This window comes from Chryseobacterium sp. KACC 21268 (genome assembly GCA_028736075.1).
Taxonomy (GTDB): Bacteria; Bacteroidota; Bacteroidia; order Flavobacteriales; family Weeksellaceae; genus Epilithonimonas.
In genome coordinates, this window is sequence record CP117875.1 from 1,593,936 (window position 1) to 1,608,867 (window position 14,932).

The 14,932-nt window shown below is 32.2% G+C and carries 12 protein-coding genes; all 12 read left to right on the forward strand.

Translation table 11 applies throughout. From position 1 onward, the window contains the following. Positions 1-6: 6 nt before the first annotated feature. Positions 7-810, forward strand: coding sequence for a polysaccharide biosynthesis/export family protein (locus PQ459_07485; protein ID WDF48312.1), 804 nt, complete (start codon positions 7-9; stop codon positions 808-810). A 22-nt stretch (positions 811-832) separates the two neighbouring features. Further along, positions 833-3,160: a polysaccharide biosynthesis tyrosine autokinase gene (locus tag PQ459_07490; GenBank protein ID WDF48313.1), complete on the forward strand. Its 2,328-nt coding sequence runs from the start codon at positions 833-835 to the stop codon at positions 3,158-3,160. A 7-nt stretch (positions 3,161-3,167) separates the two neighbouring features. Further along, on the forward strand, positions 3,168-5,543 hold the full coding sequence (locus PQ459_07495; GenBank protein WDF48314.1) for a polysaccharide biosynthesis tyrosine autokinase: 2,376 nt from the start codon (positions 3,168-3,170) through the stop codon (positions 5,541-5,543). Positions 5,544-5,584: 41 nt separating this feature from the next. After that, positions 5,585-7,018 (forward strand): oligosaccharide flippase family protein, encoded by a 1,434-nt coding sequence (locus tag PQ459_07500; GenBank protein ID WDF48315.1) that lies wholly within the window; start codon positions 5,585-5,587, stop codon positions 7,016-7,018. Between the two features lie 6 nt (positions 7,019-7,024). Further along, positions 7,025-8,035: a glycosyltransferase family 2 protein gene (locus PQ459_07505; protein ID WDF48316.1), complete on the forward strand. Its 1,011-nt coding sequence runs from the start codon at positions 7,025-7,027 to the stop codon at positions 8,033-8,035. A 140-nt stretch (positions 8,036-8,175) separates the two neighbouring features. Continuing rightward, positions 8,176-9,027, forward strand: a complete 852-nt coding sequence (locus PQ459_07510; protein ID WDF48317.1) for a glycosyltransferase — start codon at positions 8,176-8,178, stop codon at positions 9,025-9,027. 5 nt (positions 9,028-9,032) lie between these two features. After that, positions 9,033-10,127, forward strand: coding sequence for an EpsG family protein (locus tag PQ459_07515; protein WDF48318.1), 1,095 nt, complete (start codon positions 9,033-9,035; stop codon positions 10,125-10,127). A gap of 2 nt (positions 10,128-10,129) precedes the next feature. Then, positions 10,130-11,011, forward strand: coding sequence for a glycosyltransferase (locus tag PQ459_07520; GenBank protein WDF48319.1), 882 nt, complete (start codon positions 10,130-10,132; stop codon positions 11,009-11,011). 11 nt (positions 11,012-11,022) lie between these two features. After that, positions 11,023-12,087, forward strand: coding sequence for a glycosyltransferase family 1 protein (locus tag PQ459_07525; protein ID WDF48320.1), 1,065 nt, complete (start codon positions 11,023-11,025; stop codon positions 12,085-12,087). Positions 12,088-12,105: 18 nt separating this feature from the next. Continuing rightward, on the forward strand, positions 12,106-13,068 hold the full coding sequence (locus PQ459_07530; protein WDF48321.1) for a glycosyl hydrolase: 963 nt from the start codon (positions 12,106-12,108) through the stop codon (positions 13,066-13,068). A gap of 16 nt (positions 13,069-13,084) precedes the next feature. Continuing rightward, positions 13,085-14,203, forward strand: coding sequence for a glycosyltransferase family 1 protein (locus PQ459_07535; protein ID WDF48322.1), 1,119 nt, complete (start codon positions 13,085-13,087; stop codon positions 14,201-14,203). Positions 14,204-14,271: 68 nt separating this feature from the next. Continuing rightward, positions 14,272-14,742, forward strand: a complete 471-nt coding sequence (locus tag PQ459_07540; GenBank protein WDF48323.1) for a hypothetical protein — start codon at positions 14,272-14,274, stop codon at positions 14,740-14,742. Positions 14,743-14,932: the final 190 nt, after the last annotated feature.

Sequence of the window (14,932 nt, forward strand, 5' to 3'; positions counted from 1 at the left end):
TCATTTATGAGAAGAGCTTTATCCATAATTTTTATGGCTTCATTGTTTTGTGTAATTTTTTCATGTAAAGTAAAAGAGGATATCGATTACATGAAGAATATAGAGCAGACAGCAATTCAAACATCGATCCAAACTTCAACTTTTACTATTCAGCCGGGTGATCAGTTAGTGATTAATGTTTCCGCTAAGGATATGGAGGTTGTTAAACCATTCAATCAGAATTATTCTTCCAGCGATATTTCACAATTTTCAATATCTAGTAGTAATCTTCCTGCACAGGGGCAATCATCTGTTTCTGGTCCAACTTACTTAGTGGATTCTAAAGGAAATATTCAATACCCTATTCTTGGAGAGCTTAGCACCAATGGTAAAAATTTGGAGCAGTTTCGTGATTTGATAAAAGAGAGACTTAAACAATATATTAAAGATCCCGGCGTAAATGTTAGAAATACCAATTTCAAAGTTACAGTCCTGGGGGAAGTGAATAAAACTGGTACTTACCTTATTCCGGATGGACAGTCTATGACCTTATTTGGTGTATTGGGTATGGCTGGAGATCTTACCATCTATGGCCAAAGAAAGAATGTTCTTGTGATAAGAAATATAGATGGTGCTACAACTAAAGAGTATATAGACCTTACCAATGCAGAATTATTCAATTCTCCTTATTACTACATAAAACAAAATGATGTGATCTACGTTTCACCAAACAATACGAGAAAAAACTCTTCTGCATACGGACCTCAGGCAGGAATTTTTATCTCAATTGCTTCGGTACTGGTAGGTCTACTAGCACTATTATTTAGATAAACTTCATTTTAGTTTATACTTGATGGAAAAAAACACAAATAACCTCCAAAATTTTGACGTAGAAGCAATTATTAAACCATACCTTTCCAAATGGTATTGGTTCTTAGTAAGTATTCTTCTTTGTCTAATCTTGGGCATCTTATATATTAAGACGTCCATTCCAGTTTATAATGTAAAGGGTGCTGTACTTATCAAAGATGCCAAAAAAGCCTTAGGTGGAGCAGGCGATATGGGAGTCTTAGAAGGACTTTCCGGATTTGGCGGAATGAGTACCAACAGCATAGAAAATGAACTTGAAGTTTTCAAAACAAAAAAACTAATCAGGGATGTTGTAGCAATCAATCAGTTGCAGACTTCTGTACATACAAGTTCCCAAATCAAGAAAAAAGAACTTTTTGGAGATACTTCTCCTATTGTCATTCATATAATTAATGAAAAAAAGAACAAGAAGTATCCGGAAAAAAGTTTCCTAATTACTTTTGAAAACAATAAAGTCATATTGGAATCTGAGGAATTTGATTTCAAAAAAGAAATTGAATATGGAAGATCGATCAGTCTTCCTTTTGCCAATATTATCATCACAAAGAATATCAAATTTGATAAAGAAAAGGCGGGTGATATTGGCAATACGCTGGAAGTTGATTTTTCGCCATTAGAATCTTGTGCATCCAATGTTCAGAATATGGTGAAAGTAGATCTTGCGGACAAAGATGCGACAGTCATTAATCTTTCTGTGGATTATGCACAGACGGATAAGGCTAAGACAATCATCAACTCTTTGATTGACGCGTACAACAAGGATGCGATCCTGGATAAGAATTCAGAATCTCAGAAAACAAAAGAGTTCATTGATAATAGAATTGATAAAATATCCAAAGAGCTTGGCAATGTAGAATCTGAAAAAGAAAGATTCAAAAGTGAAAACAAGATTACAGATATTATGACTGAGGCTAAAATCAGTCTGGAAAGTTCTGCGGATGCCAAAAAGAAGCAATTGGAGCTTGATGCCCAGTTGGAACTGAATGATGACCTGATTTCTTATCTTAGTAAGCAAAATAGTTATCAGCTTTTACCAGTCAATATTGGTCTGGAAAGCGCAGAGTCGAATAACAGCATTGCCACTTACAACAAAATGGTGATGGATAGAAACAGATTGCTGGAAAATGCTACGCCTCAAAACCCATTGGTCGTGGATATCACGCAACAGATCAATTCTATGAAAAGATCTGTTTCCGAATCTTTGCAGAAAAATAAAGTAGCTTTGCAATTTGCGTTGAATGAGTACCAATCTGAGCAAAATAAAATAGGTTCCAAAATAACCAAAATTCCGCTTCAGGAGAAGCTTTTTAGGAGTTTGGAAAGGCAGCAGCAAATCAAGGAAAATCTGTATCTTCTTTTACTGCAAAAAAGAGAAGAGACCGCAATTTCCCTTGCTGTAGTGGCTCCAAAAGCACGTGTAGTAGAGCCTGTCTTTGTTTCGGACAAGCCTGTGGCACCTAAAAAGATGATCATTTTTTTTATAAGTTTAATGATTGGTCTGGCGATTCCTTTTGTCATCATTTACCTGAAGGAGTTTTTCAATAATAAAATTGTTTCTAAGAATGATCTGAAAGACTTGACAGAAATCCCAATTGTAGCAGAGGTTCCGGCAATCAGTAAGAATATTGATCATCTGATACGCCACAATGACTTCTCACCTTTGGCAGAAGCATTTAGGATATTGACGACCAATATTGGATTTATGATGGATGAGAGTAGCAGTAGCAAAATTATCTACGTCACATCATCTATAAAAGGAGAAGGTAAAACCTTTGTTTCGATGAATTTGGCGCTGTCTCTGGCAAACTCCAGCAAAGACAAGGTCATCATCATAGGGGCAGACATTAGAAATCCGCAACTGCAGAGATATAAGATACAAAAAGGACTAGATAAAGGATTGACTGAGTTTTTATATGATAAAAATGTAACTGCAGATGAAGTGATTTTCAAAAATCCTGTCAGTGACAAGGGTGATATCATCTATTCAGGGACAATTCCTCCAAATCCAACTGAACTGTTGAAAAATGGAAGATTGAAGGTCTTGTTGGATGAGCTGAAAACAAAATATCAATATATTGTAGTAGATACGGCTCCTCTGTTGCTGGTGACAGATACGTTGACAATTTCGCAGTATGCAGATCTCAAATTGTATGTTACCAGATCCAATTTTACGGAAAAATCACTCATTGATTTTGCAAATGAAGCCGTGGAATCTGGTAAATTGAAGAATGTAGCTTTTGTTCTGAATGATTTGACAAAAGAAAACTTTGGCTATGGTAACAAGTATGGCTACGGTTATAATAATAAATAATACTTAAATGGACGTTACGAGAAAAGAAGAAGAAATCAATTTAAGAGAACTTATCAAGCCTTATACTAAAAAGTGGTATTGGTTTGTACTAGGGGTTATTAGTTTTTTAATATTAGCTGTTATCTATATCAAATTAACGGTTCCAGTTTACAGAGTACAATCATCTGTCCTTATCAAAGATGCGAAAAAGATGTCTAGCGCTTCGGGAGATTTTGGAGTATTATCTGGTCTGGGTGGATTTGCCGGGATGGGTACAAACAGTATCGAAAACGAATTGGAAATCTTCAAGTCCAAAAGAATTGTAGCAGATGTTGTGAGCAACAAAAAGTTACAAACTTCTATTTATTCCAGAGAAAAATATTACGATGTTGAGCTTTACAAGGATACCAATCCGGTAAATATATATGTCCTTAATGAAAAATCTTTCGAAGAACTTCCGAAGAAGCCTATTGATATTAAAATAAAAGGGGACGAAATTACTCTAAGTTCTGATGAGCTAAAAAAGCCTGTGACAGGAACTTTTAACAAAACAATAAGTCTACCTTATGCGAATCTAATCGTTACTAGGAATCCAGATCTTAACCGTAAAAGGGTTAAAAAGATGAAATTGGATGATTTATATTTCACTTATTCCACTTTGGAGAACGCTGCAGACGGCCTTCATAAATCAATTAATATCGATCTTGTTGATAAAGATGCAACCGTAATAGGTCTTACAATCAACTATGCCAATCAGGACAAAGCAAAAGATATTCTGAATGATATCGTAACAGTTTATAATGATTATGCTACATACGATAAAAATAATGAGTCAAAAAAGACCAAAGATTTTATCGATGAGAGAATTCTTATCATTTCGAAAGAATTAGGAGATGTAGAAACACAGAAGGAGAATTTTAAAATCAGCAATGACATTGTTGACATCCCAACCGAGGCCAAACTTAATTTGCAGATCTCTACCGAGACCAGAAGAAAAACTTTGGAATTGGATACTCAGATTGAGCTCGCAAGAATGCTTCTGGATTATATAAATGCCCAGGCCAACAACTATCAGGTTTTGCCGACCAATATTGGTTTGGATAATCAAAATGCGACATCTAACATCGTTGCTTACAACAAACTGGTAATGGATAGAACAAGACTATTGGAAAACGCAACACCTGAAAATCCATTAGTTCTAGAAATTACAAAAGATTTGAACTCACTGAAAAACGCAATGAGAGAAAATCTAAACCGATGGTTGATATCTTTAAGTGTTACGAAGAATCAAGTGGTGGGTGAAAATGCATCCAGCGATTCCGAAATTCATAAAGTGCCTACGCAGGAAAAACTGTTTAGAAATATTGAAAGACAGCAACAAATCAAAGAAAATCTATATCTATTGCTTTTACAAAAGAGAGAAGAGGCTGCGATCTCAATGGCTATTACAAGTGATAAAGCAAGAGTTGTTGATTTTGCATACACTTCACCAAAACCTGTGGCACCTCAGAAAATGCTGGTACTACTTGGCTCCGTTATATTAGGATTATTGTTGCCATTTGCATATATCTACTTGAGAGATCTATTCAATAATAAGTTGGTAGGGAAGCATGATATGGATAAGTTGACAAAGGTTCCTGTACTGGCAGAAATTCCTAGAATCTCTAGTAAAGAAAGTGAATTGGTACAGATGAATGACGTAACGCCACTGGCAGAATCATTCAGGATCCTCGTGACGAATACGACGTTTATGCTTCCCAAAAAAGCGGATGCCAGTATCATATTGATTACTTCTACCGTGAAGGGTGAAGGGAAAACATTTGTTTCTGTCAATCTAGCATTAGCATTGGCCTCTCTTCAGAAAAGAGTTTTGGTAATAGGTTCAGACATCAGAAATCCACAATTGCAGAGATATAATCCTTCTATGAAAGGCTCAGAAGGTCTTACAGAATTTTTATACGGTGGGGTGGAAAATGTACAGGATATTATACATCCAAGTGGATTTAATCCAAATTGTGACTTCATTTATTCAGGAAGTATTCCTCCGAATCCGGCAGATCTTCTGCAAAATGGAAGATATCAGCTATTATTAGAATCTCTGAAAGACAAATACGAATTCATCATTCTAGACACTGCACCATTGATGCTTGTGACGGATTCATTCCTTATTTCTGAGTTTGCAGATGCTACCATTTATGTAACTAGATCTGAGGTGACAGAGAAAGATTTTATAGCATTTGCTAATAAAAACGTTGAGTCTCAAAAAATAAAAAATGTAGGATTTGTTCTGAATGATGTTCATAAAACAAATTTCGGATACGGTAATAAATATGGATACGGATATCAGGCGGAAGAAAAAGGTTTTTTCGGTAAGCTGCTAGATAAGTTTATTCCGGGTAGATAGGCTTAGCGATAGCTATCTGTTAAGTTGTAAGAGAAATTATAATGAGTGTCAAAAAAAACTTTGCTTTTAATGCAATACTGTCTGTAAGTCAGATCATTTTTCCGATCATTACTTTTCCTTATGTAACGAGAGTTTTACTGCCCAATGGTTTAGGAACCATTACTTTTATTGATAGTTTCGTTCAGTATTTGGTAGTGGCGAGTGCCTTGGGAATTCCTATGTACGGTGTTCGCGAAATTGCACGGATAAAAAATGATAAAGAAAAGTTGTCAAAAACTTATTCTGAATTGATCATTATCCACACGGTGCTTTCAACTTTGTTTTCAATTGTTTTTTGGATTCTCGCGCAGATGATTCCTAAACTAACGGTTGAATATGAGCTGTGTATGATAGGTATCGGCATAATAATCAGCAACGTTTTTCTAATCAATTGGTTTTTCGCCGGTATGGAAAAATTTGCATTTATCTCCACTATTTCCATTATCATCAGAGTTTTAACGATTACGTGCATTTTTATTTTTATAAAAACACCGGAGGACAGAATTCTATATTACAGCTTTAATCTAATAGGAAATGTCATTACAGGTATCATCTGCATGATATTCGCTCACAAGAGTACGAGTTTTACTTTCAAGGATCTTAATTTTACACAACACTTGAGATCTCTGATTCTTCTATTTTCACTTACTGTTATTACAAGTGTGTATGTACTTTTGGATTCTGTAATATTAGGTTTTATGAAGAATAATACAGAAGTGGGTTATTACGGCACAGCCATGAAACTTAGTAAGATTCCTATAGCTCTTCTTTCAGCACTTACTTCGGTTTTGCTGCCCAAATTGTCATCTCTGGAATTTGGTGATGAGTTTAGAAATTTATTAAATAAATCAATGAGTTTCTCATTCATAATAAGTATTCCGATCGCTTTTGGACTGTTTGTATTATCTAAGGAATTCATTTTGATATTTGCAGGAGAGTTATATCTTCCAGCTCTGGATGCCTTTCGAGTTTTATCATTTATCATTATTCCTATTGGATTTGCTCTGGTAAACTATCAGATTTTACTTCCCTACAATAGAGAAAAGTATATGATGAGCTGCTCCATCATTGGTGTGGTTTGCAGTCTTTTGCTTAATTTTTTATTAATTCCGTATATTGGTAATGTTGGAAGTGCTATAAGCAGCTTGAGTACAGAGGTTCTTGTTTCTGTGGTTCTATTTGTATTAAGCTATAAATTGTGCAAAATCAGGATACCTTATAAAATGATTTCATATTCTGTGCTCACATGCAGCAGTTTCTTTGGCGTTAAATATCTGATTTATTTATTCTCAAGCAATCAGTATGTGGTTGTCGTTATCACGGGAATTATATGTACACTATTTTATTTTATCATTATGGGATTTGTTTTTAAGATACAGCTCATTAATGATTTCTGTAAAACGATATTTGCTAAGATTAATCTTAAAATTCACTAAAATCTTATGATGGAAAAAGATTTTTTAGTATCAGTAATCATACCTAATTACAACCATTCTTCATTTCTTAAAGAGAGAATAGAATCTGTAATTGCTCAGACCTATAACAACTATGAAGTCATCTTAATGGATGACTGCTCAAAAGATAATAGCAGAGATATTATAGAAGAATACAGATTGCATCCAAAGGTTTCCCAAGTTATATTTAATGAAGTTAATTCCGGTAGTACATTTAAACAATGGAATAAAGGAATTTCAGCAGCAAAGGGCCATTATATATGGATCGCCGAGTCAGATGATGTCGCGTCCCCTTTATTCTTAGAAAAAATAATGGCTCCGATAATGTCAGACGAAAAAATTGTGCTTAGTTTTTCCCAGTCGTACCGAATGGATCATAAAGGCAGTGTTACAGGAAGCTGGCTGGATTTTATGAAATCAACAGACAAAGATCTTTTTTTAACTGATTTTGTTTTAGAAGGATCAGAATTTATAAAAAGATCACTCTTATTTAAAAATACGATACCTAATGCTAGTTCGCTAGTTTTCAAAAAATTAGCTTACTTGGAGATTGGAGGCGCTGATACAACTCTGAAGTACTGCAGTGATTGGTTAACTTGGCTTAAAATTGCAACCGTTGGAAAAGTAAGTTTTAATACATCTCCATTAAATTATTTCCGATATCATCAGAATAGTGTGATAGCAAAATCTAAAGTATCAAAAGAGATATTCAAAAAAAAATATGATATCATTTTAAGAGAACTATTTGCAAAATTTTTAAAAAGTTCATCTCCAGACACTTCAATTTTAGGAGCAAATGAAAAACAAAAGCAGGCAGAAATTGAAATTGAGAAATTTGTAATCCTTAAAGCAGAAAAAAAATATCTATCTGCTGTAGGTGTAATATTTCCAAATATATTTGATAATAGATTTTTCAAAATGTTTATTGATGTTATGAAAGAATCTATTTCAGAAAAAGTCAACAAGACAATGCTCAAAAAATTACGGAAGCAAGTCTAAAAATAGGTTGCTTTTAGATAAGCTGTTTTATATATTTACGTTTTTAATATCAAATTTGAAATGGCATATATAAATTTTGAAATGATATTTAACTTGTTAATATAAACATAGAGTTAATAAAAAATAATTAAAAAAAATTAATGAAATTATTATCGGTAGTTGTAACATATGTTCCAGATTTTCATGATTTGAAAAAGAATATCAAAACATATCTCCCTCACGTAGATCAATTGATTGTATGGGAAAATACACCTACCAATCAAATAAAATATAATAAAGAAGAATTAGATAAAGAAAATGGAAAGCTGATTTTCCTAGGAGAAGCGAAAAATGTAGGTATGGGAAAAGCTTTGAATGCAGCTGCTCGATATGCTGTTGAGAATGGATTTACCCATTTACTTACTATGGACCAAGATAGTTTTTTCGAAAAGGGAATGCTAGAGAAGTTCAAACAATTAATCATAGACGGTGATTTTTCAAACGTAGGAGCGTTTGGTGTCAATTATGCGTCCAATGATAAATTAGCATATAAGAAAGATTCCACAGGTATAACAACAGTGGAAGAGTGTATTACTTCAGGTTCTATATTTCCAGTTGAACTATTCAGAGAAGATATATTCTTTGATGAAAAATTGTTTATAGATGCTGTTGATTTTGAATATTGTTATCGGTTGAATAGAGAATTTGATAAGAAGACAATTATTTTTACAGATGTTGTTTTAACACATCAGCTAGGGTATTCTGATGATTCTTTTTTTGGTAAATGGGCAAATAATTATTCAGCTTTCCGAACTTATTATCTGTTAAGAAACCAACTTTACATTTGGAGAAAATACCCAGAATTTTTTGGTTTTTATAAAAGAAGACACTTTGTTGTACATTATGTAGGTATCAGGTTTTTTTCTATAATTTTTTCAGAAGATGATAAAAAAGAAAAACTAAAATCTTTTTTTAAAGGTTTGTTTAAAGGATTGTTTGATAAAATAAATTAATAGTAGTGCTAATAATCGTTCTCATTTTTTTACTTCATTTTATATTCGGACTGATTGTTGAGAATCTGTCGGGAAGATTTGTATCGCTATTTTTTAACATTTTTCTATTTGCTTTGATTTTGGTGTTTTCTGTAGGCGTTACTTACACTGCAGACTGGCAAATGTATTATTGGTTTTTTAAATATGAAGAAGATACAACCGATAAGGTCTATTACAGCCTCACATTATTATTCAAAAAATGGGGACTGCCGTTTGAAGACTTATTCAAATTCCATATCGTAGCTATTAATGTTCTATACTATTTTTTAATCAGAAAATTTACAAGAAACTACTTCTATGTAATGCTTGTATTTGTAGTAATAAACTATGTCCATTCTGTCAACCAGCTGAGGTTTTTTTTAGGATTACCCATCATTCAGATTGGCTTCTATTATCTTTTGTATAAAAGAAATTTATTGATTTCCTTACCACTTTTGGTTTTGGGAGTTCTTTGCCATTCTGCATTGGTTTTGCTATTAATATTGATACCAATGTTTTACATATCCCAACAAAAATATTTAAAAAAAATATTAGTTGCTACAGCGGTATCTTCAGTAATAATATTAATAGCATTAAAAACTGGTTTGATGGCTATACTACTGCATTTTAGTGCCTACTTTGAAGATGATGCCACCAGTAGTTTTTTAGGAGGTCTTTTTAATGCTTTTCCATATATAATTTATATTACCTTTTTATACATTGAGAATAAAAAGATGATTAAAATATTTCCTGAATATGAAAATGATAAGCTTTATCAATATCTCTATAAACTAACTTTCTTTCCAGTAATATTTATACCGCCTGCTTTTGTAGCACCAGTTTTGGGACATAGATACGTAATACCATTTATCGTTATCTGGGTTATTTTTTATTTATATATAATAAAGGATTTGAATCATAAACAAAGATTTACCAAATTTTTGGTATTTATGATGATACATATTATTGTGACATGCTTTTACTATATTTTTCCAGATTTCATTGCAAAAGACAATCATTATCTCCATGAACTTGATGTAATGTTGAAATCTATCAATTATTTAAAATCTTTTTATTATTAACAATGAAATCTCTATCCGTAATTATTCTTACATATCTTTCTAATAGTGATATTATAAATTGTATACAATCAGTGATTCAGCAGTCAGATATTCCAAGTGACCAGCTGGAAATTATTGTGGTGGATAATAGTCCTATGGAAGTTTTTTTAGAAATGGAACAACTCATAAAAAAAGAATTTGGGGATCTTATCAATGTTATTAAAAATACCGATAACAAAGGATTCGGACAGGGGAATAATGTTGGAATAAGAGCTAGTAAGGGGAGATATGTATGTGTTGCAAATCCTGATATACTTTTCTTGAGACCAATGTTCAAAAAAGTATTAGAACTTTTTCAACAAGATAAAGATCTTGCATTGATAGGGGGAAAACAGTTCGGAGGAAGAGATGTATCTTTTCTAAATAGGATGGAGTATGATTTCTTCATAATTACAGCACCTCTATTTAATTTACTTAATAAGCTCAATATTTATATTGAGAAATACAGTTATCTATCAGGGGCATTACTATTTATGGACAAACAAAAATTCGAAGAAATAGGGCTGTTTGATGAAAGTATTTTTTTATGCTGTGAAGAGGCAGATATAACCAAACGTTTCTTGAATAAGAATTACAAGACCAAATTTGTCAAAAATTTTGAATACAAACACCTGATAGATGATAGAACAGGTGTTTCCTCAGAGAATAATTTTAAGTATAATTATGATGCAGCAAAAATATATCTTGAAAAAAACAATTATAGTTTTCGTTGGTTTTTGACTAAAAAAATTATTTCATATCATATCATAGCATTCTGTTATAGGCTATTGGGAAGAAAAGAAGATGTTGCTAAAAATAAATTATATTTATCTAGGTTTCAAAAAATGAAGGAACATACTCTTTAAAGTTAGGTTTTATGTTAGTTATCAATGCAAGGTTTTTGACACAATCAATAACGGGAGTCCAGCGTTTTGCGTTAGAACTTTCACGAATATTGAAAAGAGATCTGAAAGGAGAAGTCCAGTTTGTGACTTCAAAGGATGTATTACATAAAGACATACAGCAAGAATTAGATGCAAAAATTATCGGTAAAAATACGGGGCACCTTTGGGAGCAAATAGATCTTCCAAAGTATTTGAAAAGTATTGGTTCGCCATTGTTGCTAAGTCTTGCAAATTCATCGCCTATTGGCTATAACAATAAGATTGTAGCATTACATGATATTACTTTCGCTCGTTTTCCAAAGTCTAGTACCAGAAAATTTTTTTATTTTTATAAAATACTGACACCTCTAGTACTCAAAACATCGAAACATATACTAACAGTTAGTGAGTTTTCAAAGAAAGAAATTATTGATTATTATAAGATTAATGGAGATAAAATTTCTGTAATATATAATGCAGTTGTACAGGATTTTGTGGCAGATCAAAAGATAGATCATACGGGTAACGATTATTTTATGACTTTATCCTCTACAAAGCAAAATAAAAATCTGGTATCACTTTTAGAAGCCTTCAAGCTTTTAATAAAAATATATCCAGATATAGAACTTCGGGTTGTTGGAAAAATGCTGTCAGAAACTAAGAATGATTTGAATATTGCAGAATATCAAAGTGTGAAGAATATCAAATTTCTTGGAAGAGTAGACGATAATGATTTGAAAAAGATGTATAATAATGCCAGAGGTTTTATTTTTCCATCCTTATATGAGGGATTTGGCATACCTCCGTTAGAAGCACAGTCCTGTGGATGTCCTGTAATTGTCTCTGACAGAAGTTCTTTGCCTGAGGTTTTTTCTGATAGTGCTTTGTATATTGAACCAACTAATTTAGAAGATTTGAAAGAAAAAATGCAAAGTTTGTTAGTTAATAATAATCTTAGAAATGATCTTATTCAAAAAGGGTACGAAAATAGTAAGAGATTTTCTTGGGAAAAAAGTGCACATCAAATCATAGCGATTCTGGATAATATTAAAAACTAAATATTTAAAAAAACACAAATGAAAAAGTTTAAGAATATAAAAATTGTTTTGCGACAAAATATATCTTTACTGCTACTGCTGATTGGAAGTTTAAATCTCCAAGCTCAAATAATATCAGGAGTAAATGGTCATCCATTATATTCAGAAGATTACAGACCATTCAGTTTTGAGCAGCAAATGCAGCTATTGAAAAAGAATAATTTTTCCTATTATAGATTCGAAGCAACTTTTAATCCAGATGGCACTATAAGATATACTAATGGTACACTTACTGATCTTATAGCTGTTGCTAAAAAATATAATGTTAAGTTACTTCCCAGTATTTTGATTCCTTCATCAGAAGTCCTTGATTCTGTTTCTAATGTGTATGAAAAAGGTTTTACAGAAGGACGAAAAGTAGCTACTCAAAATGCAAAGTACTTCCCCGTAATTGAAGTTGGAAACGAATACAATCTTAGGATAGTTAAAGACGGCAAGATTCCAGAAGATGGAGTGTTTGTTTATGATACTCGTAAAGAAGTGATTCTCATGGGATATATGAAAGGCTTTATAAACGGAATCAAAAGTGTAGATAAATCGGTCAAGATACTTGTTGGTGTTGCGTTGGATGATTATCATTTTTTTGAAGAAATGAAAAAATTCAATATTGATATCGATATCATAGGTAATAATAGATATAAACCTGGTGATGCCGCAATCTTTAAAAAAATGTATGATGTATACAAAAAGCCTATTTGGATTACAGAATTCAATTATCCAGAAGGCAGTACTCATGCAGATGTTTCAAAACAATCAAAATGGGTAAATGAAAATATAAAGAAACTTAAAAGTATAAAATATATTGAGGCGATTTTTATTTATCAGCTTCTTGATGAGAACCGTAATCTAAACAAGGCTAATATTTTACCTGCAGAAGCTAATTATGGTCTGTACAAAGTACAGGGTACAAAACTTACCCGTAAGTTGTCTCTTAAACCATAATTCGTAATATAACAAGATGAGAAGAATAGTTATTGATTGTAGGATGTATTTTTCATCTGGTATTGGTCGTTATTTACAAAATATTGTCCTTCATCTTTTGCAAAAGACAAAGGAATATGAGGTCATTCTTTTAGGAAACGAAGACTCTATAAAAAAACAGCTTGTTGCTTCTGGTGTTCTTGCCTCAGAGATTAATATAATCAATTTTGATGTTCCAATATACACCATAAAGGAACAATTGAAGTTACCATTTGTTATCCCCGAATCAGACATTTTTTGGTCTCCGCATTTTAACATACCGTTATTACCTATTAAATCAAAAAGAAGAATTGTCACAATTCATGATGCGTATCACTTAGCATTTTTGAATCAATTGACTTTCAAAGAAAAAATTTATGCAAAAATAATGTACAATAGTGCCTTACGAAAATCAGATAGAGTAATTACTGTTTCAGATTTTTCAAAAAAAGAATTGTTGAAGTATTCTAATTTTTCCAAACCAGAAAAAATCGAAGTTATTCATAATGGAGTTGCAGAAATATCTTTAGAAGGGAATAATTTTCATAATCCGGAATATATACCATATTTATTGTCGGTGGGGAATTTAAAGCCTAACAAAAATTTCATAAATGCATTGTTGGGTTTTTCAAAATTTTTGCAAGAAAATAGAGATAGTAATTTAAAATTCATAATCATTGGAAAGAAAGAAGGGTTTGTAAATGGTGATAACCGTATTGATGATCTCATGAATAAATATTCATATCTTCAGGACAAAGTTTATTTTACTGGACATGTATCGGATCAGGAACTAGCGGTATTATATCAAAACGCTACTGCTTTCATTTTCCCTTCTATATACGAAGGATTTGGTTTGCCACCGTTGGAGGCAATGTTGTATAATGTTCCTGTACTGTGTTCCAACGCGGCTAGTATGCCAGAGATATGTGGAGATTCTGTCTTGTACTTTAATCCAATTGATCCAGATGACATAGCTAGGTCTATTGTTCAAATCTCCACGGATGATATTTTATCAGAGGAGTTACAAAAAAAAGGTAAGGAGCGTTCTAGTCAATTCACATGGGAGCTCTCTGCAAAAAAACATTTTTCCATTATTGATGAATTATTTAGTTCGTGAAATTAAAATTTGTTTGGAAATAATTTAAAAAATTGCTTAATCTTGCAAGAGATTGCTGAATAATAAGGATGATCAAAAAAACACAAAAGAATGATAGGAAGTATGATAGTAAAAGAATAATGGAAAAGGGTAATCATATATTTAATAAGTTAGATAGATACATTGGTATTCCTGTATTATTTATACTCGGTTTTTTCAAAAGAAAAACTGTACTTCCTAATATCATAAAAAGAATAGCTATTCTCAATTTGGGATCTAATGATCACAGCCATGAAAAGCATGAAATAGACAATTATAGGGCGTTGATTAATTCATTACATATTGCTAATAGTAATAATCCACAACTTATTAATAAAAAATTTGATCTTAGTAGATTAGGATTAAATACGTCTAAGAAAATAGCAATTTTTCATCCGTGGTTGGGCAGGTTGAAAAAATTAGATGAGCAATGGTCAAATGATAATTGGAAAGACTTATATTTTAATATATCCAAAGACTTTAACCCAGCCTTTAACTGGTGTTCAACGCTTCGCAATTGAAATCTCTAAAATATTAAAGAAAATAGTTTAAGTCTGATGTCATCTTTATATCACTCACAGATATAATACACAAAGATATAGCATCTGAATTAGAGGTTGGGAAAACAGGGAAACACAAATGCCATTTATATAGGAACAGATAGAATTGCCTAGGTTCTAGAAAAACAAGGTTCTCCATTACTGATTAATC

Excerpts from the sequence above, each read along its gene's own strand:
- PQ459_07485 (WDF48312.1), top strand. The coding sequence starts at position 7 with ATGAGAAGAGCTTTATCCATAATTTTTATGGCTTCATTGTTTTGTGTA.
- PQ459_07490 (WDF48313.1), top strand. The coding sequence starts at position 833 with ATGGAAAAAAACACAAATAACCTCCAAAATTTTGACGTAGAAGCAATT.
- PQ459_07495 (WDF48314.1), top strand. The coding sequence starts at position 3,168 with ATGGACGTTACGAGAAAAGAAGAAGAAATCAATTTAAGAGAACTTATC.
- PQ459_07500 (WDF48315.1), top strand. The coding sequence starts at position 5,585 with ATGAGTGTCAAAAAAAACTTTGCTTTTAATGCAATACTGTCTGTAAGT.
- PQ459_07505 (WDF48316.1), top strand. The coding sequence starts at position 7,025 with ATGATGGAAAAAGATTTTTTAGTATCAGTAATCATACCTAATTACAAC.
- PQ459_07510 (WDF48317.1), top strand. The coding sequence starts at position 8,176 with ATGAAATTATTATCGGTAGTTGTAACATATGTTCCAGATTTTCATGAT.
- PQ459_07520 (WDF48319.1), top strand. The coding sequence starts at position 10,130 with ATGAAATCTCTATCCGTAATTATTCTTACATATCTTTCTAATAGTGAT.
- PQ459_07525 (WDF48320.1), top strand. The coding sequence starts at position 11,023 with ATGTTAGTTATCAATGCAAGGTTTTTGACACAATCAATAACGGGAGTC.
- PQ459_07530 (WDF48321.1), top strand. The coding sequence starts at position 12,106 with ATGAAAAAGTTTAAGAATATAAAAATTGTTTTGCGACAAAATATATCT.
- PQ459_07535 (WDF48322.1), top strand. The coding sequence starts at position 13,085 with ATGAGAAGAATAGTTATTGATTGTAGGATGTATTTTTCATCTGGTATT.
- PQ459_07540 (WDF48323.1), top strand. The coding sequence starts at position 14,272 with ATGATCAAAAAAACACAAAAGAATGATAGGAAGTATGATAGTAAAAGA.